Origin of the sequence: Paenibacillus sp. UMB7766-LJ446 (genome assembly GCF_030226665.1) — a bacterium.
Classification (GTDB): Bacteria; Bacillota; Bacilli; order Paenibacillales; family Paenibacillaceae; genus Paenibacillus; species Paenibacillus vandeheii.
Genome location: NZ_JASOYM010000004.1, coordinates 437,733 through 460,269 on the forward strand (window position 1 = coordinate 437,733; position 22,537 = coordinate 460,269).

Below are 22,537 nucleotides of genomic sequence, written 5' to 3' on the forward strand. Positions count from 1 at the left end.
ACAATGATGAAGACAGGAGTAGATGCAAGAATGAAACCAAGAGAGGTAACAAAACTGAAGATGAGTGTGAGGAGAGCAAGAAAGAGAAATACTATAGCTGCTGTGACTCTCATGCTGACGATACTTGCCCCAATGTCTGCAATGGCCGCACCGGCTGCCATGAATAACAGCATTAACCTTACGTATGAGACAACAAAGAAAACCGTAATCGAAAAAGCTAAGTTGCTGACTGAAACGTACGGTACGACGAGTCTGCAATATGCGCTCATTGATGGTGGAGAGATTACGGTGTCCGGTCAAACGGGCAAGAACGATCTAAACGACAAGGTACCTCTTACTTCGAACACAATCTATGGCATTGGTTCAACCAGTAAAATGATGCTTACAGCCGCTGTAATGAAGCTGGTTGATGAAGGCAAGATCGATTTGGATGTGCCTGTTGTGAACTATATGCCTGATTTTACAATGAAAGATAAACGATACAAACAGATTACACCCCGTATGTTGCTGAATCATTCGGCAGGGCTTTTCGGAACCTCTGTCGGTAGTGCTATACTGTATGGGGACAATGATACCTATGCACATGATACCTTTTTGGATCAATTGGCGACCCAGAATCTGATGGCAAAGCCAGGTGCGTATTCGGTGTACTCTAACGATGGATTTACATTAGCTGAAATTCTGGTTGAGAGAGTCACTGGTATGAGCTTTACGGCATTTATACACAAAAATTTTACAGAGCCTCTGAAAATGAATCATACCAAAACACCACAGGATATAGTTAATACGGGAGAAATGGCGGGAATCTACTCTCCTGTGTATAAGGGGCAGCTTCCACGCGAGAATTATAATATCATAGCTTCAGGAGGCTTATATTCCACCGCTAAGGATCTGGTGAAATTTTCGCAAATCTTCACAGGAGAGGTCAAAGGGATTCTTTCCAACAAGTCGGTAGAAGCCATGGAGCAAAAAGAATACAGAAGAGGCATGTGGCCAGAGGATAGTGATTCTTCTATGTCTTACGGATTAGGGTGGGATAGTGTGGACTTGTTCCCATTCAGTGACTACGGCATCAAGGCTGTTACGAAAGGTGGAGATACGTTATCTTATCATTCTTCACTCGTCGTACTTCCGGAATACAACATGGCTGCAGCCGTGATCTCTTCAGGCGGAGCAAGCATAACCAATCAATTCATTGCGAGTGAGTTATTACTTAGCGCACTTGAAGAAAAGGGCATTATTAAAGAACGGAAACCGGAAAAATCATTTGGTGTACCTGTGAAGGCTGATATGCCTAAAGAAATCTCCAAGTTTGCAGGGAATTATGGTGGCAATAATTCAGTTACGAAGATCAAAATAAATAAGGCAGGACAAATGACGCTCTCCTCTCTCACGGCTCCAAGTAATCCGGTTCAAGAATACACCTATACATCAGATGGTACTTTTGTGAGTGATGATGGTACAGAAAAGTTGAAATTCGTTGTGGAGAAAAATGGGAATACCTACCTGTGGTCTCGATCTTATATCTCCGTTCCAGGACTCGGACAGGTGGCTCTCTCAGAATATAATGCGGAGAAGCTCAAAGCCAATACATTACCCAAGGAGATTAACGCTGCATGGGCAAAGCGTGATGGTAAAAAATATTATCTGGTGAATGCGAAATACACATCAATGCTTTATCTTAATGCTACATCGATCCTGCCTATTCAATTGAATAAAGAGAATCCAGGGTATATGTCCAATAATAAAATTATTGGAGCAGGCGAAGCAGCCAATCAATTGCAGATTCCGGGTAGTGCCGGACGAGAACCGATGGACATTCATTTCTCCAAAAAGAACGGAGGAGAGTATCTTACATTTTCAGGTTATGTATTCGCCAGTGAGGGATTGGTAAAACCAATCTATTCCGGTAAACAATCCGCAACAACCATTCAAGCAGATGGATATGCCAAATGGTTTTCGGTACCCGCTACTGCGAAAGGAAAAGTCATGACAGTGAAGTTACCTGCAAAAGGAGCCTTTGCTATCTATGATCAGAACGGAATTTGTATTAATCACAGTGTAGTAAGCGGTAAGAATTTTGTTGTTCTACCAGAAAACGGTCGTATTGTATTTGCAGGTGAGGCTGGTTCTCAATTTGAAATTACATTAAAAAAGTAAAATGAATAGATCTCGGAACGGCTGTACAACAAACGAACTCAACAGGAGAGAACCATCATGATGAAAAAAATATTAATCATTTTGCTCAAAATATTCGGAGCCATCGTTATCGCTTTTGCATTATTTATTGCCACCGTTTTTATTGTTAATGTATTTAGCAACAAATCAGAGGAAGGTAAAATAAAACCCTATGGTCAGTTTGTAGCGGTTGACGGGAAAAACATGAACGTGTTGATTCAAGGAAAAGGCGAAGAAACGGTCGTATTACTTCCCGGATACGGAACACCAGCTCCAGCCCTTGATTTCAAACCGCTCATCGATGAGTTATCACCATTTTACAAAGTCGTTGTCATTGAGCCTTTTGGTTATGGATTAAGTGACATTACTGAAAAAGAACGTACCACTGAAAATATGGTTAGTGAAATTCATGAAGCGTTACAGCAGCTTAATATTCATCGTTACACGCTCATGGGTCACTCCATTTCAGGAATTTACGGACTGGACTATGTGAACAAATATCCAAACGAAGTAAGTGCCTTTGTCGGGATTGATAGCAGCGTACCAACGCAGGGAGGTAATGATGATCCATTCCCAACCGAAACGTACAAACTGCTTAAAAAATCCGGATTCTACCGATTGTTAATGAAACTGGCCCCTGATCAACTGATTGCACCCGATGTTGATGATGAAACAAGAGAGCAAATTAGAATCCTTTCACTCAAAAATACGTTTAATCCGAACAACCTGAATGAAGGCGAAAACTTTGGTCCTAATTTCAAAGCAACGGAGAACTTGTCCTTCCCCAAAAATCTTCCTGTGATTTTCTTCTTACAAGCGAATGATACCGAAACGGAAGGCTGGATCCCTTTGCATGAAGAGCAAGTCAAAGATTCTGTGCATGGAAAAGTGATGACATTTGAGGGAGAACATTATTTGCATCACACCCGATCCAAAGAAATAGCCGAAAACTTCAGGAAGTTTATGAATGAAGTAAAATAAACTTGGTACCTATCAAAATTGATTTCAGAAAGAGAGAAACGCCCGTCCCCAGTTGAACACCGGGGAACGGGCGTATTTATTTTTCATATTTATTATTATTTATCTGTTAACGAAATTTCGAACCTTGAACCTGCTTCACCGGCAAATACAATCGTACCATTCACAGGTAATGCAACTTCATTCTCACCACTGACCACGGTATGATTCGTGCTGATACCAGCCTGGTCATATACAGTGAAAGCACCTTTGAAAGGCATCTTCACCGTCATCACTTTACCTGCAGCGGCTGCGGGGACCGAATACCATGTCGCATAACCATTCGTTTGAATCGATGTCTCTGATTGTTTTCCCGAATAGAGTGGTCTCACAAGTTCTTGACTGACGTATACCTTTCCTCCTGCTGCCACGTATTCCACGCCGTTTTTCTCGAAGAACGCATACTCCATCGTATCCCGTCCAGCCAAACCTGGAATTTGCAGTTGGTTCACGGCCAGGTTTGCATCAATAATTTTATTGGTATACACATAACCGGGTATCTCATTAAACATATGAATGGGGATGATCGGCGTTGCACTGTCATATACAGTTGAGGTGTATTTCTCATTCACCAGATAATAAATGTGGCCTTCGCGCTGCTTCCAAGCGGCTGTTACATCTTCGGGTAATGTATTGGGTTCGAGCTTTTCTGCCTTGTATTCCGAGGAGGCGATCTGTCCAAGCCCTGGCACAGACTGATACGAACGGGACCACAGGTATGTATTCCCATTATCCCCTTGGGCGAATTTCAACTTTTCTGTCCCTTGCTCGTTAACAAAAGAACCATCTGCGGTATACGTATACTTTTGTTCCGTATTGTTCGGAGAAGAAAGCATGGTCATCGTTAATTGCCCTTCATCATTCACTTCTACTTTCAGTAACGAGCTACCGACAGCCCCATAAATGCCTGCATACTGCGTTAGTTTCTTCGGCATGGATGCTTTTACAGGTACGCCAAACGATTTTTCCGCTTTCCGTTCTTTAATAATATCTTTTTCCTCAAGTGCGCTGAGCAACAATTCACTCGCAATCAATTGATCAGTTGTGCTTGAACCTCCTGAGGAGGTAACAGCGGCTGCCATGTTGTATTCTGGAAGTACAATTAATGACGAATGATAGGCAATCGTATTCCCACCTTTGGTAACCGCCTGGATGCCGTATTGGTTAAATGGGAACAAGTTCACACTATCCCACCCTAACCCGTACGAAATAGATGAGTCGCTGTCCTCTGGCCACATGCCCCTTTTGTATTCTTCTTGCGTCATGGCTTTTGCCGAATCACTAGAAAGAATGCCTTTGACCTCTCCCGTAAAGATTTGTGAAAATGTGACCAAGTCTTCAGCGGTAGAGTAAATACCTCCAGAGCCAATCATGTTTGTATTCTCTAATGGGAGTTCTTCCTTGTGCAACTGAGAATAAGTTACTGCCATTTGGTCAGGGTCAACCAGATCCTGGGGCGTTTTGGTGTGGTTCATGCCCAAGGGCTCGGTGAAATTCTGATGGATGAAATGGCTAAAGCTCATACCGCTGATCTTCTCGACCAGAATTTCGGCTAAGGTAAAGCCATCATTACTATATACCGAATAGGCTCCTGGATCAGCCTTCAGATTTTGCTCTGCCAATTGATCCAATAACGAATCATGTGCATAGGTGTCATTGTCTCCATACAGTATTGCACTACTGCTTGAGGTTCCGAGAATCCCGGATGAATGGTTCAGCAGCATGTGTGGTGTGATTTGGGTGTAACGTTTGTCCTTCATTTTGAACTCCGGGATATAGTGTACAACCGGCAGATCCAAATTAATCTTGCCTTCGTCAACCAGCTTCATTACTGCGGCTGTAAGTATTACTTTACTGGTTGAACCGATTCCATACATCGTATTAGAAGAGAGGGGGATACGGTCCTCCGGGTCGTTTTTGCCTGCTTGTCCGGAGATCACGATCTTTCCCTCGTCCATGAGTGCGAACTGCACACTTGTTGTACCGTAAGTTTCGGTAAGGATCTTGGCTTTCTCCATTACTGCTTTTTTCGTTGTCTCATACGTAAGATTACTGCTGCTCAAGGTTGCCGGTGCGGCGAAAGCAGACATTGGGACCAACATCGTTAACACCAGGCTTACGGCGGCAAATGAAGTTCTTTTTTTCAGTGTCAATCTCATCTTCTCCTGTCTTATCTGTGAATTGGGAATCTCTGTGGTGGTACGTAAGTTAGTGTACTCTAGGACGGTGAACTGAATATGAATTGACCCGGAATGAACTGGAAAAATACGGGTTGACAGAATGATTTTGCACGTATACAATCGTATACATAATAAGATTGTATACATATGTATACAATCCGAAAATGGAGGTGCTTCACAAATGAGAGAAAGACATATCAATGAGAATGAGAAAACGGAGCGTCATGGAGAGCGTTCCAGACGCGGCCGCGGGGAAGATGAGCAACAGGGCGAACGTTCCAGACGTGGAAGAGGGCATGGAGAGCATCACGGAAAACGGGGGAATGGGGCACAAACGTTTCGTCGTGGGAGAATTCTAGTCTTTTTGGAACAAATGCAGAATCGAAGAGCTACGTTGGCCAGACAGCTTGGTCAGGAGGAGTTCCGGAATATTCACCAAATGATTAGTGGTGAGCTGAAAGCCATAGATCAGGTTATTGATGAGTACATCCAACTATTTGAATTGCAAAATGAAGAAGATAGCCCTAATCAGGATCTGGAGAGTGAATAAGAATGGTTCGTCGTTTTTTCTCGTATTATCGTCCTTACAAAAAACTGTTTCTAATTGATTTTGGTTGTGCAGTCATCGCAGGTTTACTGGAGCTGGCATTTCCACTTGCTGTAAGCAAGTTCATTAATGATCTGCTGCCAGGTCAAGATTGGCCGCTCATTATTCTCGCTTGTGTTGTACTGTTATCGATCTACGCGCTGAATACCGTCCTGAATTATGTCGTGACCTACTGGGGACATATGCTTGGCATCAACATCGAGACCAACATGCGTTCGAAGATGTTCGCTCATTTGCAGAAGCTTTCCTTCCGGTTCTTCGATAATCGCAAGACGGGTCATCTGATCGGTCATCTGACCAATGACCTTAACGATATTGGCGAGGTAGCTCACCATGGACCGGAGGATGTGTTCATCGCAGTGATGACATTAATCGGATCTTTCTGGCTCATGGCGAACATTAACTTGGAGCTTGCACTAATCACCTTTATCATTATCCCAATCATGGCTTGGGTAATTATCGTGTTTGGTGGGCGCATGACGAAGACCTATCGGCGTCTCTTCGGTGATGTGGGGAATTTCAATTCCCGTATTGAAGACAACGTAGGCGGAATTCGTGTCGTTCAATCATTTGCTAACGAAGAGCATGAGAAAAAACTTTTTTCCGTAGACAACGAGAACTTCCGCAAAACAAAGCTGCTTGCTTATAAAACGATGGCGAAGAGTATATCGGTCAGCTACATGATGATGCGTTTGGTTACCGTGTTCGTTATGATCAGCGGTGCCTGGTTCTTTATCGATGGCAGAATTGATATGGGTGATTTCATGGCGTTCCTGCTGTTATCCAACATCTTCTTCCGTCCGATCGAGAAAATAAATGCTGTAATTGAGAGTTACCCGAAGGGCATCGCTGGATTCAAGCGTTATCTGGAAATCATTGATACCGATCCGGAAATCGCGGATGCGAAAAATGCCGTTGAACTAAAAAGCGTGCGTGGGGATATTCGCTTCGAAAATGTCTCGTTCGGTTATGAGGAGAATCGACGTATTCTGAATAATATCAGTCTGTCCATCAATCCAGGGGAAACCGTTGCTTTTGTTGGTCCTTCCGGTGCAGGTAAAACGACGATCTGCAGTCTGCTTCCACGATTCTATGAAGTAGAAGAAGGCCGGATCACCGTTGACGGGATGGATATTCGCGAGGTGCAGCTGGAATCTTTGCGCAGACATATCGGTATTGTTCAACAGGATGTCTTTCTCTTCTCAGGCACAATTAAGGAAAATATCGCTTATGGCGATTTAACGGCAACGGACGAGCAGATCTGGGATGCAGCCCGTCGCGCTTCTTTGGAAGAGCTGCTTCTTAGTTTGCCAGAAGGAATCGATACGATCATTGGTGAACGTGGTGTCAAACTTTCCGGAGGTCAGAAACAGCGATTGTCTATTGCTCGGATGTTCCTGAAAAATCCACCGATTCTCATCCTGGACGAAGCGACGTCCGCTCTGGATACCGAGACCGAAGCGCTGATTCAGAAGTCCTTGGCAGAACTGTCTGTGGGTAGAACAACGCTTGTTATTGCACACCGACTGACCACGATCAAGAATGCAGATCGGATAATCGTTGTGAACGCCGATGGCATTGCAGAGCAGGGTAACCATGAGGAACTGGTCGCTGCCGGAGGCATATACAGCCGGCTTCATCAGGTGCAATACAGCCATTCATAATGTTGTAACGCCAAAACCGCGCATATTGCGCGGTTTTTTATTATGAGCATTTAGCCAGTTAATCCGTGTGTTACAAAGACTTATTTTGCTAAGCTTCTCATTCAAGTGCATTAACTTGCTCATTACGATTTATATTGTTGACAACGTCCACTAAACTGATTATTATAATGTTGACAATGTCCACTAAAAAGGAGGGTTTCACATCGACTCTCAGCAAATAAATGCAGATATGTTGACGGAAATGCGGCGTTTTAACCGTTTTTATACCAATATACTCGGTGTACTTGATAAGCATATCCTGGGAACTGGATACTCCTTCGCCGAAGCAAGGGTCATTATTGAGATTGGTATTCAAGGGGAGAGCATTGCGAACAACCTGGTGGATACGCTGACGATTGACCGCAGCTACATGAGCCGAATTGTGAGCAAACTGACCAAAGAAGGGCTGTTGATGAAAGTGGATTCAGCCGCTGACAGCCGGGTGAGTTTGATTCGTCTGACTGAGAAAGGCCAGGAGCTTTACAGTGAATTGAATGAGCGTTCGGATCAGCAGATTGTAAAATTAATGCATGGTTTGGGTGAGGAAGAGATCAGAGAAGTGTACGCTTCAATGATGAATATTCAGGATAAGTTGAACAAGAGAGCAGGAGAGACAAGACGATGATACGATTTGAATGTGATTATAACGAAGGCGCGCATGAGCGTATTTTGCAAAGACTGATTTCAACGAACATGGAACAAACGAGCGGTTACGGTACAGATCCCCATTGCGATCGGGCGAGAAGTCTTATTCGACAGGCTTGTGAAAATGAACAGGCGGATGTGCATTTTTTGGTTGGCGGTACACAGACGAATACAACGGTGATTGCTTCTACTTTACGTCCATACCAAGGTGTGATTGCAGCGACTTCGGGCCACATTGCGGTCCATGAGACGGGAGCGATTGAAGCCACAGGTCACAAAGTGATCACGGTGCCAAGCGATGACGGGAAAATTACCCCAGATCAGGTCAAAGCGGTCTATGATGCCCATGTCAATGATGGATCTCCGGAACATTGTGTCCAGCCCGGAATGGTTTACATATCTCAGCCTACTGAGAATGGTACGATGTACAGCAAGGCAGAGCTGCAAGCATTATTTGACGTAAGCCGCCAGTGCGGCCTCCCGTTCTTTATTGATGGGGCGCGCCTAGGGTATGCTCTTGCTTCCCGAAATTGTGATATGACTCTCGCTGATCTCGCCCGTCTATGTGACGTATTCTATATTGGCGGAACCAAGATCGGAGCATTGATGGGGGAAGCGGTAGTCATCCTGAATGACAAGCTGAAGCCAGATTTTCGTTATATGATCAAACAAAAAGGTGGCCTGCTCGCTAAAGGCAGATTGCTGGGTATTCAGTTTGAAACGCTGTTTGAAGATGGTCTTTATCTTGAAATATCCCAGCATGCTGTGGACATGGCTATGCTCATTCATGATTCGCTCGTGGAGCAAGGTATCGCTTTTCTATATGATTCACCAACCAATCAGCAATTTCCGATTCTGCCAGATTACCTGCTTCAGGACTTACAGAACCGTTACTCGTTCACATTCTGGGAAAAGGTGGACGATACACACAGCGTCGTTCGTTTTTGCACCAGTTGGGCAACTCAGCGGGAAAATGTGGATTCATTGATTAGTGATATTTCCCAGAGCCTAAACAAATTAAAAGCTTGTGTATAATCATTAATATCTAAAGGATAGTACCTTGGCGGAGTAAACCGCCAATGAAGAAGTCGCCATGCTGATGGCGACTTTTTTTTGATGATATATGTTCGATGAATGTGCTTACTAAAACTGAATTACGACCATTTGATGACAGGACCATAGAGGTATGGTGTAGGTCACAAGGCCGTTCGCTTGACTGAATGGAAGACTAAGGCGCTGTGGTGCCAAGTACACGTCCTGTACTTTTTCAGCCGCCGCGATGGTCACCTCTGTATTTATGAGTGGAGGAAGATCCTCGATAACTTCCACACCTAAACCTCTGCGCACTGGAGAAGCATACAGCAGATGATTCACCCAGCGTTTCGAGTTCGCTTGTGCCTGTAACGTGGTAACCCCTTGTGCAGGTAGATTGGTTATTAGGGATTTATTGTTGCCGAGTAAGCGATCCAGCGCATAACAGATGATTTCCTTGATAGGCAGGCTGCCCTTCGTTGCGTAATCTTCAAAAACATTCCACGCGATGTAGATCCCATCTCTTCCTTCGGTCATGCCCGTTCCCGATTCTTGCAGATCAGAAGGGGTGTGCTGGTGAGAGCAGAACGTGAACAAGTCTCGGTTGAAATATGAATTTTCTTTACTGCCAAGGAGGATGCCGTCTGTCGTTAGTATTGTATTCTGTCCTTCGGTATAGATGACGAAAGAAGCTGTACGCAGCGAAGGAAGCTCGAAATGTGGACGGAAATAGGAGGGACGGAACGGGGATACCTCCTGAAATTCAACACCCAAATCGAATTCAAAGCCCGTTCCATCCAGTGAAAGTCCGGAACGGCCGGTGGCGAGAATTTTGCCGCCCTCCGCAAGAAAGCCCTTCAGTTTGGTCTTGATGGACTCTGTGATGAGGATGTCATCCGGCAAAATAACAACTTTATATTTGGACAGATCAGCCTGCAAATCCACGACATCAAAGAGATAGTGGCCTTCCAGCAAGACTCTTACAGCCCCGGTATCATAATGGTTGTGCTGATCATGTGGATTACCTCCCGCTTCCCATCGCGTTGCCTCCACCGTCAGCAACGCGATATCGGCTATCGCTGTAGTATCTCGGCACCATTCCTCCTTAGCTTCTACCTCGCGGTAGGCTTCACCGATCAGTGAATACGTGGCGAGATCCATTTGACCAGCCGGATGCAGCTGATCCCCGATGGAGCAGCGTGCCCCGTTCGCAAGGCTCAGCGCAGTTTCATAACGCAGCGCATTTGGATGTTTATATCCTCCGAATTCACCCCAGGAAGTATGGAATTTCCCGGTCATGCCGAGGAAATCCACCCCTAGTGTCTGTGCATAACGCGCCGAGAGTGGGAAGTGATCGTACCCCCAGCCGCCCGTTGGCAGCGATTCCAACTCCAGATGGGTATTCACATGAGCGAGATCCCGCCGCCCTCGGTCGACGTGACTGCTGTTGTGGAACACGGGTAGTCCTGGCTTCAATGTATGTACTGTCTCATTCATTCGATGGGTATAACGAGCATAAGTCTGTTCCCACAGTGTTCTCATGTCTTGAATGTTTCGTGGATCGGAGCCCTGCGTGCGAATTTCGGCAACGCAATATTGACAATAACATTCCCGGACGCCAACGATATCAAGGAAGATGCCGTCCGCATCGTAGTGCTTTACGACTTCCTCGACCTGTTGGGCGAGAATATCAAGATACGGGGTGTTCATGCAAAATTGATGATATCCTGGCGTCATGAAGTCAGCTGTCCAGCTGATTTGCTCTTGCTGATTGCGGATGAGCCATTGTGGATGTTTGCGGGCGAGTCGCTCATCCAGGCCGGCGGAGAGATAGACCGGTGTCTTCACGCTTATCTCCTGAGCAGCCTCAATCTGGGCACCCATTAGGTCGAAATTCAGATGTGGATGCATTTGATTGGCGGTTGTCGGGTGATAGGCCCAGCCATGATGGCACTTGGAGAATATGGTGATGGAATCGACATGCCCCGTTTTGAGCATCTCCTGAAATTGCTGCTTCGAAAAATCACGGCCAATGCCTTCAATGGCCTCTGACGTATGAAAATCGAGATGAACCTGACGAAATTTCATGCTTGCATCCCCCTGGTCAATAAGTGATAGAATCATATTATATCTACTACTCTAAGGGATCGCGTGCTTCGATAACAGCTGACAATTACGACTTTATATAGCACATTCTCTACATTTTGAATGAAGGGAGATCTTTCATGCTTGTACTTGAACTTCAAGTTCCACCGTTTCCGTTATTAGCAGCAATTGGGCACACCGAATGGCAGCTGGGTATGCAACATGCCCAGCGTTGCTTTGATGTGTTCGACCTGATTATTTGCGCCAATGGAGCGATATTTATGGAGGAAGAGGGGATTCGTTACGAGGTGGCGGAAGGCATGATGCTGGTTCTTGAACCTGGCAAAGAACATCGTGGGTATAAACCAACGGAGGTGAAGACGGAGGTATACTGGATTCATTTTCAGCTTCCCTCTGTCCAAAAGCTGATTTTAAAAGAAAAGACGACATGGGAGCAGCCCCTGCTTCAGCAAACAGACCAGGATATTGAGGCTCCCCCTGGAGTCATTGAAATTCCCAAATTCTCCGGGGTGGATCTACATACCCTGGAGCCGATAATGAAAGAAATGCTTGAGCTGCATCGTGTACTTACCCGTCAGCGTTCATTTGAGCTGCATGTTCTGTTAGGCCAATTCCTTCTGCAATTACAGAAGGGAATGAGACAAAACAGCCCGCAGGCTCGTTCCTATTTACTAAGTGAGAAGGTGGCGGCTTATCTTGGTCAGCACCTGGAGCAGCCGTTTGATTCCGGACAGATGGAGCGGGATTTGCTCTATCATTTTGATTATCTGGCCCGCTGCCTGAAGCAGTATACGGGGATGAGCCCACTTCAATACAGGCATCACCTGCAGATGGAGAAGGCCAAGCGGTTATTGGCACATTCTGAGCTTCCCCTGAAGCGTATCGGCGAGTTGTGTGGATTGCAGGACAACAACTATTTTACGCGCTTGTTCAAGCGTCAAACTTCCCTCACGCCTGGAGAGTACCGCAGGAAACACCAGCTGTATTTTATGGAATAGAAGTTCGGCCTGCCGAAGACTATCCGCTCCATGCTTAGAACTTTGTGTTCAACATTATTAATAGAAGCAGCCCAGATACGATAAAAGTACTGGACTGCTTCTATGTTTTGAAATGTGCCCCGTGACATTTCTTTTATTATTTATGATCCTAATGAATTATTCTAATGGATTATTCTTCGGCAATAAAACTTTTGCCAAGCCACCACATTGCGCCGCTAATGACCAGAAAATATATAGGCATTATCAGCAATGAACCGTTGTGGAGAGCACCCATTCCCCAGGTCGTAAGGCTTACCAGCAAGTAGTAGCCCAAGCTGAATATGGCACCCGCTGTGCCAATTACATTATGAAAATGAACAAGGGCAAGACTTAGACAATTAGGCAAAGCAATACCTGCACCAATCAACAGAACAAACATAGCCGTTAACATGCAGATGATCTGCAAAAGGTTGGGGAGCATAGACATACTGCTTCCAAGGGTTAGGAGCAGAGCCCCGCTGGTCATGACCAGACAACCCAAGCGAATAATCTTTTCCGGTGCGTAAACGGTCAATAATCTTTTGGAGATCATTGCCCCCACAACCGATGCCAAGGCCACAATAATGCCAAAAAAACCATAAACGCCAGGCGACAATTCAAAGTGTTCAATAAAGATGAAGGGAGCTTCGGCATAATAACTGAATAAAACTCCGTTAATACCACCAATCAATACCCCAAACACCAGTACACGCGGCATAGCAAGCATCTTTTTTACAATCGGAAGTATAGCCACCTTGGATCGTAAAGAGACGTTCGTTGTCTCCGGCAGTTTAAGAAAAGCATATATAAACAACAAAACGCTCATCAATACTAACGCAAAGAATACCCACCTGAAGCCAAGGGCCTGATCAATCCAACCGCCAATAAGCGGTCCAACTGCCGGCGTAAAGGCAATGACAGCAGATATTTGGGCAAACATAACATGTCTTCGATCTCCCGATACACTTTCTCGAAGCATGGTTTGGGTGATAATCGATCCAGTTGCAGCACCGTAAGCCTGAACGAAACGGCTGACGAGGAGCCAGTGAATCGATTCAGAATAAAAGCACATCAAGCTTCCGATCCCATATATGATAAGACCCGCCAGCATAGCAGGTCTGCGACCGATCAAGTCGGACATCCAGCCCCAGCAAAAAACACCCAAGGCAAATCCTATAAAATAGATGCTTAACGTGAATTGTACGGAACTATTCGTTACACCAAGTGCTGCTGCGATATCTGGCAGCGATGGAGTGTAGATGGTCTCACTGATTTGTGGAAATGCGACAAGAACAATCATTAAAAGCAAAGATGGTACTGCATATTTCTTCATTATATATTAGCCCTCCTACAAGCTTATACTCTGTTTTATGACAACAAGAATATGAGCCTAGCTAGGGAAAGGGGGGCATCATGATGGCGAGGCGACTATATATCATCATGGGTTGAATTACCTTTCATCGTTATAAGGTAGGAGGGTTTGACAATCATTGTTAATACTCGGCCTAGGTTAACATGCTTGATAGGGCTAGTCAACCAGCTCAGGCTAATAATACGGTTAAGCGGTTTTGTCCAAAGCTCGGATCGTACTAGACTTGGAATTATGAAATTTAATGAAACTAGCCATTCGCCAAATAGCAATATAGGATAGGGCGACTACATTATTCAAGAATCCAAGAGTCTTGGGATCAATACCTGAGATGAACATGAAGTCAATGAATCGAATTGAGAAAATAACAATAATAAGAACATAAAGAGATACGTTTCTTTTGTAATACATCCTGCCATCCGATTTCCGCTGGAATTGTGTCACCAGAATTAATGGAATCGACAGAATCGCACCAATAGCTATAGCACTGATCATTCTGCCAGATGTAAGCACCAACGTAGGATCGAACAACTCAAACAAAGATGTAGAGATATAAAGAATCGGAATCAATAGTTTTCGACCTGATTCGTGCAATGGCTTCTTGCTGCCCTGGATAACGCCCCTCAAAATGAGTACGAAAATTAATAATGAGATTGTTAAAGATAATGGATTCATAGGAAGCACCTCGTCTGTTTTTTTTTGTGTAACCTAAGTATCGAGGATATTTGAAATTTAGTTAAGTGTACAAAGTAATTCGTTAAGGTGACTATTGTCACTTTTCGGCTCTCAAAACAAACTGGGCGACCTCTCACCGGTTGAAATCCGGGAAAAAGTCGCCGCTTATTAAAATTTCTTATGGGTATTGTCTACTTGACGGAACTATGATATGACCACGGAAGGCCCCTTTTGCTGTGAATAACCTGCTTCTATCCCTCCTGAATTACCTATACGCTGTAAAATGACTATACCAGCTCTCGCGATGGGGAGCTCGTTCAAACCGTCCTGAAGCTCGATTTGGCGGAGTAGAACAACTTGACCGCAGCAATTTTTTACAGTTAGGTCGTAACGACCCTGATGGTGGCAACGGACAACTACTTGTTCATTATAAGTTCCGTTGACTACAATGAATCGTTCATAGGTAGCGTCCATTGGGACAACAATATCAGTGTAAACGGCGACAATTTTCGTACCTCCTCTTTGGGCACTGACAAGTGGGTAAAGTAACTCGGGTTGTACCGGAGCTATTTTACCTTTCAGCAGAATGTCACTGTTCTCCTTGCAGAAGGAGAGCCAGAAGCGGAGCATTCCAGCATACACTTCTCCAATCTCATCGAGACGAACAGAGATTTGAGGCACTGAGAAAAGAACATTGATCAGCTGCATGGCTGCGCTTTCGACCGGTTCTTTAGGGTTGAACATGATCATGTCGGAATGGACGGCTGTATTTCCCGACAATAGTCGCAGGTCGAGCGTGCGGACCCGATTTTGAATGGAGTCGTTCGGGCAATCGTTGGCCCTGAACATGTTACCATATTTTCGCATTAGCGGACCGATGTACGTTTGGCGGAATTCGATAAGAATATCCGGCTTGATGGCTCTCAGTCGCTCCATAACATCGGAGAGCAAGCGGTCCACCGCTTCAGGCACTGACTTATAATCCCGCCCTTCCGCTGTTCCTTCCTTCTGATCCGGACTCAGTCTGAAGCTATCCACAAAATCCAGCTTCAGACCGTCGATATCCCACCCGGATACGGCCTGTTCATAGGTGCTGATTAGGTATTCCCGGACATCCGGGTACCGGGGGTCCATCACTCCCGCATTCAGCTTCTCATCTACCCGCAATAGTTTATTCTCGAACTTGCTCCATACCTTGCTGCACTTACCTACAAATGGCACGGAGTACCATAGCATATATTTCATACCCAGCCGATGTACGGTATCCACATGAGTTTTCATGTCCGGTATTTTGCCCGAATAGACTTCCCAGTCTCCGGTAAAGGCATAACCCCGATTGTTGTCGTCCGTCTGCCAGCCATCATCAACGATAATAGTCTCACAGCCAAGTTCCTTAGCAAATCTACATTGTTCCTCCAATTCGGAAGCGGTCAGCTTCTGATGATAGGAATACCACGTGGAGTACATGGGGGCGAGGGCCATATTAGGAACTGCGGCGGGTTCATACCCGGGAAGGCTCTCCCACCACTCGGTTACCTCTTCCAGCGCATTATAGAAGGGAATATCCCTGCGGTCGATTCGGAGCGTGGCTTCGTAATGATCCAGTTTCGGCATAGCTTCTTCAAACAGAGTAACAGAGCATAGGAAGGTGGAATCCTCTTCATGGATACCGGCTTTTATTGACACGCTGTTCAATGCATCGCTAAAAGCGAAGGTCATTCGATTCCGCCCCTCTAGATTGTATAGGGAGGCCACAGGTGCGAGAGAAGTGCTTTTGGACTGGAAACCGTCACCCCAATCCACTTGAAAGGCTTTATTGCGGTCTGTACCCGGATGCCATAAAGAGTGGATGTCTACGGCGGGAATAGACCACTCGATTCGGTACACTGGCGGCTGTTCTTTGTTCACAGCTGTTAACCGGATATGGACCAGAAAAAGGTTCTCCGTTATGGTTTCAATGTTGGTAAAGCTGTTAAATAGGGTGCTGTTACTGTTAATAATTACAGTGGGACAATCGTAGTTGATTAAAGTTTTCATAATACCTCCTGCTCGTATAAAAAAATAAGGGACTAACAATACCTTGTTTAGAGTATATCGTTTACAAAATATTTAGTAAACAAATAATGTGAATAAACAAAAATTAAAATGTAAATACCATTTTAGGGTGAAAAAAATACATGTAAGCGATGACAATAAGTTATTGTCAAACGATTTGAACTCTGTTATATTGAATTCACGCATTAGTTTGCTAATGTTTAGTAAACAAAATACAATGTGATTGGCAATTGCTTGGCAAAACTATAAAATGATTGTGAGGGGTGTTTCCCAAATATGAAGTGAAAAGGTGATTAATAGTGTCAACTATTCGTGATATTGCAAGTCTGGCCGGTGTTTCTCCATCTACAGTTTCTCGTGTACTGAACGGAGATCCTTCCTTATCGGTATTGGAGGAAACAAGAAGAAAAATTCTTTCGGCTGCAGAACAGCTGCAATATAAAGTAACCCAACGTCGTCATACCAATCAAGCGGCGCAGTTGAAGGATTATAAAATTGGACTGGTGACCTTCTGTTCGGAGCAATTTGAGTCGGAGGATCCGTATTACCTGACGATAAGGCTGCAAATCGAGAAAGAATTCAATCTGCTGGGACTTCACATTACTCGGACTATTCGCTGGGTGAACCATGATTCGTATGAAAGCCTGTCAGGGCTTGATGGCCTTATCGTGATCGGCAAGTTCGAATTCGATCCATACAATTTGTACTTCAGCCGGATACATAACATTGTTTTTGTCGACTATTCGCCGGATGAGGATCGCTTTGATTCCGTCGTCGTCGATTTTGACAAGGTAACCCGGATGGCTTTGGATCATCTTACCGGACTTGGTTATGAAAGGATCGGCCTGATCAGCTCACGCGATTTTATTAATCGTTTCGGTTCCAACTCTGGTATAGATTCAGTGGATCAGCGGCAAAGCAGTTTTGAAGCTTATATGAAGCAGAAAAATCTGTACCTGCCCGAGCATGTGCATATCGGTAATAATTTCTCCATGTCAACCGGGTATCAGCTCATGAAGGAAGCTATTGAGAAGCAGGATTTACCGGAAGCTTTCCTGATTGGTTCTGACCCCATGGCCATAGCTGCCGGAAGGGCGTTGAAGGAGGCCGGCTTAAAGGTGCCGAGTGATATCGCAATAGTCGGCATCGATGATATTGAAATGGCTTCTTATGCCAATCCGCCGTTAACGACGGTGAAAATCTACACTGAACAAATGGGCCAGAGCGCGGTAAAAATGCTGCTTGAACGGATCGGTGGCAGAGAAGTGCCGTTAAAGATCGTGATTCCGTCGAAGCTGATTATTAGAAGCAGCTGTGGTGCGGAAATCAGGTCCGTAGAGGACATAGAAGGCTGACCGTCATTTAAATATTCAATAGGGGGAAAAAATGGTGAAAAAATGGTCTTTGATTATTTTATCTCTACTTGTTGTAATTGCGTTGTCGGCGTGTTCCGGAAATGGAGGGAACTCGTCGGAAAGTCAGAGCGGGACGAAAGACAAGGGGAAAATAACGTTTGCATTCTGGGGAGCTCAGTCAGAAGCTGATGCGATCAAGCAGGCCATTGATAACTTCGAAACAAATTACCCCGACATTCAGGTTGAGAGCCAATGGATACAGAAGGATTATCTTACCAAGCTACAGACGATGATTGCAGGAGGAACGACTCCTGATGTCATGCTGATCTCAGGGGGGGATCTGCCTGGTTTTGCAAACGCTTTCCAAGAATTGAAAATGGATAAGTCACTTTTCAGCTCCCCTTCCCTCGTCGATTCCATGAGTGTGGATGGCATAACATATGCAGCACCATTTATTATCAAGCCTAAAGTCATGGCGATTAACGTCGATCTTTTCGAGAAAAATAACATTCCGCTTCCAAGCAAGACTGAACCGATGACGATTGAACAATTCAATGACATCGCTAAGAATCTCACTTCTGGAGAAGGAGCAGCGAAAATTTTCGGTTCCGAACCGCTGTGGCTCGGTAACTGGATTTATGCGTTTGGCGGTCAATTTTACAGTGATGATCTGAGCAAGTCGGCACTTGATTCACCGGAAGCTATTGCAGCTGCGGAGTATATTGTCTCTAGCAAACAAGCCGGAATCGTTCCAAACGATAGTGAGAAGCAGGGACAAAGCATGATGAACTGGTATCTGGGAGGAAGGATCGGCATGTTCACCGACTTTGGTCCTTGGTATTTACCGCAAATGGCTGATGTACAGAAATTCAAATGGGATATTGTTCCTTTCCCAGGGAACGGTGGTTCCAAAGAAGTTAATGGGCTGGCTCTAAGCAAAGACAGCAAGAATGCTGAAGCTGCCAAAACTTTCATTAATCACCTTACACAAAACGAAGAGGTGCAAAAAATCATCGGAGGGAACAAGAATGCTTATGGGGTGCCGGTTATTTCCAGTGCAACAAGTGCGTTTGAAGCTGTTTCCCCAGACAAGAACCTGAAAGCCTTCGTCCTTGCCGCCGAGAAGCAGCATACACAGGAAGCCCAGAAGGGTACGAATGAAATCAACAACGTGATGAAAGCTATCGATGATACGACACCAATCGGAATTGGAAACAAGGATGTAAAGGAAGTATTCCCGCAGGTAGCAGAGAAGATAAACCAGATTTTACAACAAAACTAACGGGAGCAAACTATGAATGGAATAATAGAAGGGATCTACAATTTCTATGAAGGAATAGGGGCACCAGCAGCTTTGCTGCCTCTTCTCCCTTTTCTGACCGTTATCGTGCTAGTATTCGCTATCATCTTTACCATTACCAGCGTTCTTGTGAAAAAGAAGATTATCCATACCAAAGCAGCGAGCTTTTATTTGTTCGTCTCGGTCTGGATCATTGGTTTTCTGTTATTTACCGTAGGTCCGATGATTTTTTCTTTCTATATCAGTTTCAACAAATGGGAGGTCGTGAGCGATCCGAAATGGATCGGTTTGGACAACTACCGCATGCTGTTCAAGGATACCATGTTTTATAAATCGCTGTCCGTGACCTTCTATTACACGCTCGTAAGTGTACCCCTGCAGGTCATTCTCTCTCTTGCGATTGCCTTGCTAATGAATTTGAAGCTACGCGGGATTTATTTTTTCCGTACCATCTATTATTTGCCAACGCTCGTGCAGGGTGTTGCACAAATGGTGCTGTTTATCTGGATCTTTAACCCGAATGTCGGTCTGGTCAATTCGTTATTGCGTAGGATAGGTATCGAAGGCCCCGGCTGGTTCTCAAGTCCAGAATGGTCAATGCCTGCAGTCATTATCATGAGCCTGTGGACGGTCGGAGGCAATATGATTATCTATCTGGCCGGTCTTTCGGATATTCCACAAAGCCTGTATGAGGCAGCCGAGATTGATGGAGCAACGGCAGCAAGAAAAGCCTGGCATGTGACGCTGCCGCAGATTTCACCGATTTTATTTTTTAATACAGTTACAAGTATGATCGGGGCATTCCAGACCTTTACCCAAGGCTTCATGGTAAACGGCGGACCGGATAATTCATTGTTGTTCTACGCCTACTATCTATATCAAAATGCCTTTATGTGGTTCAAAATGGGCTACGGGTCGGCACTGGCCTGGGTACTCTTTGTAATTATCCTCCTGTTCACTGCGCTCGTATTCCGCAGCAGTGCATTATGGGTGTATTACGAAACAGAGCAAACCGGAAGGAGGAAGCGTCGTGTCCGTAAAAAAAGAGCGTAAATCTGCTCACAAAAAGGTGCATTGGCTGGCCTATATATTGCTGCTGATCGGGAGCATTATGTTCCTGTATCCCTTTCTCTGGATGGTTTCTGCATCTCTAAGGAGTCTGGAGGAGGTCGCAGTATCTGGGATGAGCATCTGGCCTGATAACTGGCGCTGGGATAATTATGCGAAGGCGCTTACGGCGTTCCCGTTCGGTCGTTATCTGGTCAATACCGTAATTACAACGGTGCTACCTATCATTGGTACGGTTCTTTCTTCATCCATTGTGGGCTATGCCTTTGCCCGTTTGAAGGTGAGGGGAAGTGGAATATTGTTCGTACTGGTCCTGTCGACCATGCTGTTGCCGGGCGAGGTTACGATGATTCCGCAATTCATTCTGTTCAAGAATCTGGGCATGCTGGATACGCTGTACCCGCTGATCGTTCCAGCCTTCTTTGGGTCGGCGTTCTATATCTTTTTGCTACGTCAGTTCTATTCCCGGCTACCCGTCGCATTGGAGGAAGCAGCGATTATCGACGGCTGCGGTTACTTTAAAATTTGGTGGAAGATTTTCCTGCCGCTGTCCAAACCTGCTCTGATGGCGGTTGGCGTCATGGTCTTCATGGGCTCCTGGAACAATTTCATGGGACCGCTTATTTATATCAACAGTGATAAATGGAAGACGCTCACGCTCGGTCTGGCAGGGTTCCAGGGGACTTATGCCACAGATACCAATTTGCTAATGGCAGCGGCTGTTGTAATCACTTTGCCATGTATCCTATTATTCTTCACCTCGCAAAAAGCATTTATGGAAGGTCTGACCTTCTCAGGTTCCAAGGAAAGTTAACCGAAAAGGACAGGAGTGACTTTGACATGTCTTATGAGAGAGAAATAGAATCCCAAGCTGGTGCAGTAACTTTTCAATCTTCCGATGAGGATTTGAATGAAGGTTTTGTTTGGGCCAAACGCCAGGCACTGGAGTATGCCCACTTTGGCGAAGATCCCGTCGGGCTATGGTACGAAGCCGCTCTTCCAGCCAGAGAGGCATTCTGCATCCGTGATGTCATGCACCACAGCACCGGAGCTGCTGTTCTCGGGCTTCGTCTCCATACCAGGAATATGATTATGCATTTTGCCGAAAACATTGCCGAGTCCCGTGACTGGTGTACTTACTGGGAGATCAATAAGGACAATGTTCCTGCCCCAGTCGATTATGAAAGTGATGAGGATTTTTGGTATAATCTCCCTGCCAATTTTGACATTATTGATGCCAGCTTGCGTCAGTACCTGTGGACAGGCGATACTTATTATTTGAATGACAGTAAGCTATTGGAATTTTTTGAGTTAACGTTAAATGAATATACAAGTGCCTGGGACAAAGACGGGGACGGAATATTGGAATATTACCCCGAATATGGACGCAGGGGGCTGGCTACATTCAACGAAGCTGGACATCAGCCTTTGATGGGTGGTGATATGATCGCTGCACAAATTGCCGGTTACCGTGCATTTGTCCATCTTACCAGTCTCAGAGGCCAATCGGAGACAGCGGAAGTGTACGCCGCCAAGGCACAAGACCTGGAACAGCGTTATCAGCAGGAATGGTGGAACGAGGAGAAGGGGCGCTTCTTCGGCGCCAAGCTGCAGGACCATTCTTTCGTAACAGGCTATAATGCAGAAGGGACCTTTCTCCCGCTTTATTACGGGGCGGTCAGTGACCCGGAGAAACTGCATAAGGCGCTTGAGGATGTCAAGATTAATCGTGTTGCCAACGTTGAAGGAAAGACTTATCTGCCGGATATTTTTTATCGGTACGGCCAAAATGAAGAAGCCTTGAATGAATTGAAAGAGCTGGTAGATCCATCTTTGGAGCGACGGGATTACCCGGAGGTATCTTATTGCGTGATAGGCTCCATGGCCGCCGGATTGATGGGAATTACGGCAAACGGAGCATCGGTAATCAGCACCTTGCCAAGACTTGCACATTCACTAAAATGGGCGGAAATGGGGAATATCCCTATCCTTGACAGGAACATTACGATTAAACATACTGAGAACACAGAGAGTACATTGACGCTGCAATCTGGAAAACCCTTTGTCTGGAAGGCTGCTTTTCCTGTAAATGCCGAGACGTTATACCACAACGGCATAGCTGCCCTGACCCAACAGGAAACAACCGAAGGGGGAGAACAGATCTGCTTTATTTCTGTAGAGGTGTCAGAAGGAGAGACGCATCATGTGTCTACTGTGCCGGAAGATTAACA

Annotated in this window: 17 protein-coding genes; 12 read left to right on the top strand and 5 right to left on the bottom strand. The window is 45.3% G+C overall.

The window, feature by feature from the left end; genetic code table 11:
- Window positions 1-30: 30 nt before the first annotated feature.
- Window positions 31-2,160: a serine hydrolase domain-containing protein gene (locus QP794_RS13010; RefSeq protein ID WP_285077472.1), complete on the top strand. Its 2,130-nt coding sequence runs from the start codon at window positions 31-33 to the stop codon at window positions 2,158-2,160.
- A gap of 57 nt (window positions 2,161-2,217) precedes the next feature.
- Complete coding sequence (locus tag QP794_RS13015; protein WP_285077092.1) at window positions 2,218-3,159, top strand: alpha/beta hydrolase; 942 nt, start codon at window positions 2,218-2,220, stop codon at window positions 3,157-3,159.
- Between the two features lie 95 nt (window positions 3,160-3,254).
- Here QP794_RS13015 and QP794_RS13020 read toward each other — a convergent pair whose 3' ends face one another.
- Window positions 3,255-5,354: a serine hydrolase domain-containing protein gene (locus tag QP794_RS13020; RefSeq protein WP_285077093.1), complete on the bottom strand. Its 2,100-nt coding sequence runs from the start codon at window positions 5,352-5,354 to the stop codon at window positions 3,255-3,257.
- A 202-nt stretch (window positions 5,355-5,556) separates the two neighbouring features.
- On the opposite strand from QP794_RS13020, the gene QP794_RS13025 reads away from it, so the two are divergent.
- From QP794_RS13025 to QP794_RS13040, 4 genes are all read left to right on the top strand, one after another.
- Window positions 5,557-5,925, top strand: a complete 369-nt coding sequence (locus tag QP794_RS13025; RefSeq protein WP_285077095.1) for a hypothetical protein — start codon at window positions 5,557-5,559, stop codon at window positions 5,923-5,925.
- Between the two features lie 2 nt (window positions 5,926-5,927).
- On the top strand, window positions 5,928-7,646 hold the full coding sequence (locus tag QP794_RS13030; protein ID WP_285077097.1) for an ABC transporter ATP-binding protein: 1,719 nt from the start codon (window positions 5,928-5,930) through the stop codon (window positions 7,644-7,646).
- A gap of 229 nt (window positions 7,647-7,875) precedes the next feature.
- Window positions 7,876-8,310, top strand: coding sequence for a MarR family winged helix-turn-helix transcriptional regulator (locus QP794_RS13035; RefSeq protein WP_236703519.1), 435 nt, complete (start codon window positions 7,876-7,878; stop codon window positions 8,308-8,310).
- Window positions 8,307-9,365, top strand: coding sequence for a threonine aldolase family protein (locus QP794_RS13040; RefSeq protein ID WP_079344421.1), 1,059 nt, complete (start codon window positions 8,307-8,309; stop codon window positions 9,363-9,365). The genes QP794_RS13035 and QP794_RS13040 overlap by 4 nt, the downstream gene beginning before the upstream one ends.
- 108 nt (window positions 9,366-9,473) lie before the next feature.
- Here QP794_RS13040 and QP794_RS13045 read toward each other — a convergent pair whose 3' ends face one another.
- Complete coding sequence (locus tag QP794_RS13045) at window positions 9,474-11,450, bottom strand: beta-galactosidase trimerization domain-containing protein (protein ID WP_285077101.1); 1,977 nt, start codon at window positions 11,448-11,450, stop codon at window positions 9,474-9,476.
- A gap of 137 nt (window positions 11,451-11,587) precedes the next feature.
- Here QP794_RS13045 and QP794_RS13050 point away from each other — a divergent pair, with 137 nt between their 5' ends.
- Window positions 11,588-12,466: a helix-turn-helix domain-containing protein gene (locus tag QP794_RS13050; protein WP_285077103.1), complete on the top strand. Its 879-nt coding sequence runs from the start codon at window positions 11,588-11,590 to the stop codon at window positions 12,464-12,466.
- Window positions 12,467-12,635: 169 nt separating this feature from the next.
- Here the strand turns inward: QP794_RS13050 and QP794_RS13055 are convergent, their stop codons facing one another.
- The 3 genes from QP794_RS13055 to QP794_RS13065 form a co-directional block, all read right to left on the bottom strand.
- Entirely contained in the window at window positions 12,636-13,817 is a 1,182-nt protein-coding gene (locus QP794_RS13055) for a multidrug effflux MFS transporter (RefSeq protein WP_285077105.1), read from the bottom strand.
- Window positions 13,818-14,042: 225 nt separating this feature from the next.
- Window positions 14,043-14,528 (bottom strand): CcdC protein domain-containing protein, encoded by a 486-nt coding sequence (locus tag QP794_RS13060; protein WP_285077108.1) that lies wholly within the window; start codon window positions 14,526-14,528, stop codon window positions 14,043-14,045.
- Between the two features lie 204 nt (window positions 14,529-14,732).
- On the bottom strand, window positions 14,733-16,565 hold the full coding sequence (locus QP794_RS13065; protein WP_285077110.1) for a glycoside hydrolase family 36 protein: 1,833 nt from the start codon (window positions 16,563-16,565) through the stop codon (window positions 14,733-14,735).
- Between the two features lie 317 nt (window positions 16,566-16,882).
- On the opposite strand from QP794_RS13065, the gene QP794_RS13070 reads away from it, so the two are divergent.
- From QP794_RS13070 to QP794_RS13090, 5 genes are read left to right on the top strand one after another with little or no spacing between them, the layout of a single operon-like run.
- Entirely contained in the window at window positions 16,883-17,938 is a 1,056-nt protein-coding gene (locus tag QP794_RS13070; RefSeq protein WP_285077112.1) for a LacI family DNA-binding transcriptional regulator, read from the top strand.
- 31 nt (window positions 17,939-17,969) lie between these two features.
- The gene (locus QP794_RS13075) at window positions 17,970-19,220 is read left to right on the top strand and encodes an ABC transporter substrate-binding protein (RefSeq protein WP_285077114.1); all 1,251 of its coding nucleotides are present in this window, start codon (window positions 17,970-17,972) and stop codon (window positions 19,218-19,220) included.
- A gap of 12 nt (window positions 19,221-19,232) precedes the next feature.
- Window positions 19,233-20,291: a carbohydrate ABC transporter permease gene (locus tag QP794_RS13080; RefSeq protein ID WP_285077115.1), complete on the top strand. Its 1,059-nt coding sequence runs from the start codon at window positions 19,233-19,235 to the stop codon at window positions 20,289-20,291.
- Complete coding sequence (locus tag QP794_RS13085) at window positions 20,269-21,120, top strand: carbohydrate ABC transporter permease (protein WP_285077117.1); 852 nt, start codon at window positions 20,269-20,271, stop codon at window positions 21,118-21,120. The genes QP794_RS13080 and QP794_RS13085 overlap by 23 nt, the downstream gene beginning before the upstream one ends.
- Before the next feature lie 26 nt (window positions 21,121-21,146).
- Window positions 21,147-22,535 (top strand): MGH1-like glycoside hydrolase domain-containing protein, encoded by a 1,389-nt coding sequence (locus QP794_RS13090; protein WP_285077119.1) that lies wholly within the window; start codon window positions 21,147-21,149, stop codon window positions 22,533-22,535.
- Window positions 22,536-22,537: the final 2 nt, after the last annotated feature.

Bases quoted from the DNA above. Each gene is read 5' to 3' on its own strand.
- QP794_RS13020 (WP_285077093.1), bottom strand. From the start codon at position 5,354: ATGAGATTGACACTGAAAAAAAGAACTTCATTTGCCGCCGTAAGCCTG.
- QP794_RS13025 (WP_285077095.1), top strand. From the start codon at position 5,557: ATGAGAGAAAGACATATCAATGAGAATGAGAAAACGGAGCGTCATGGA.
- QP794_RS13065 (WP_285077110.1), bottom strand. From the start codon at position 16,565: ATGAAAACTTTAATCAACTACGATTGTCCCACTGTAATTATTAACAGT.
- QP794_RS13010 (WP_285077472.1), top strand. From the start codon at position 31: ATGAAACCAAGAGAGGTAACAAAACTGAAGATGAGTGTGAGGAGAGCA.
- QP794_RS13060 (WP_285077108.1), bottom strand. From the start codon at position 14,528: ATGAATCCATTATCTTTAACAATCTCATTATTAATTTTCGTACTCATT.
- QP794_RS13040 (WP_079344421.1), top strand. From the start codon at position 8,307: ATGATACGATTTGAATGTGATTATAACGAAGGCGCGCATGAGCGTATT.
- QP794_RS13045 (WP_285077101.1), bottom strand. From the start codon at position 11,450: ATGAAATTTCGTCAGGTTCATCTCGATTTTCATACGTCAGAGGCCATT.
- QP794_RS13015 (WP_285077092.1), top strand. From the start codon at position 2,218: ATGATGAAAAAAATATTAATCATTTTGCTCAAAATATTCGGAGCCATC.
- QP794_RS13090 (WP_285077119.1), top strand. From the start codon at position 21,147: ATGTCTTATGAGAGAGAAATAGAATCCCAAGCTGGTGCAGTAACTTTT.
- QP794_RS13080 (WP_285077115.1), top strand. From the start codon at position 19,233: ATGAATGGAATAATAGAAGGGATCTACAATTTCTATGAAGGAATAGGG.
- QP794_RS13035 (WP_236703519.1), top strand. From the start codon at position 7,876: ATGTTGACGGAAATGCGGCGTTTTAACCGTTTTTATACCAATATACTC.
- QP794_RS13030 (WP_285077097.1), top strand. From the start codon at position 5,928: ATGGTTCGTCGTTTTTTCTCGTATTATCGTCCTTACAAAAAACTGTTT.
- QP794_RS13055 (WP_285077105.1), bottom strand. From the start codon at position 13,817: ATGAAGAAATATGCAGTACCATCTTTGCTTTTAATGATTGTTCTTGTC.
- QP794_RS13075 (WP_285077114.1), top strand. From the start codon at position 17,970: ATGGTGAAAAAATGGTCTTTGATTATTTTATCTCTACTTGTTGTAATT.
- QP794_RS13050 (WP_285077103.1), top strand. From the start codon at position 11,588: ATGCTTGTACTTGAACTTCAAGTTCCACCGTTTCCGTTATTAGCAGCA.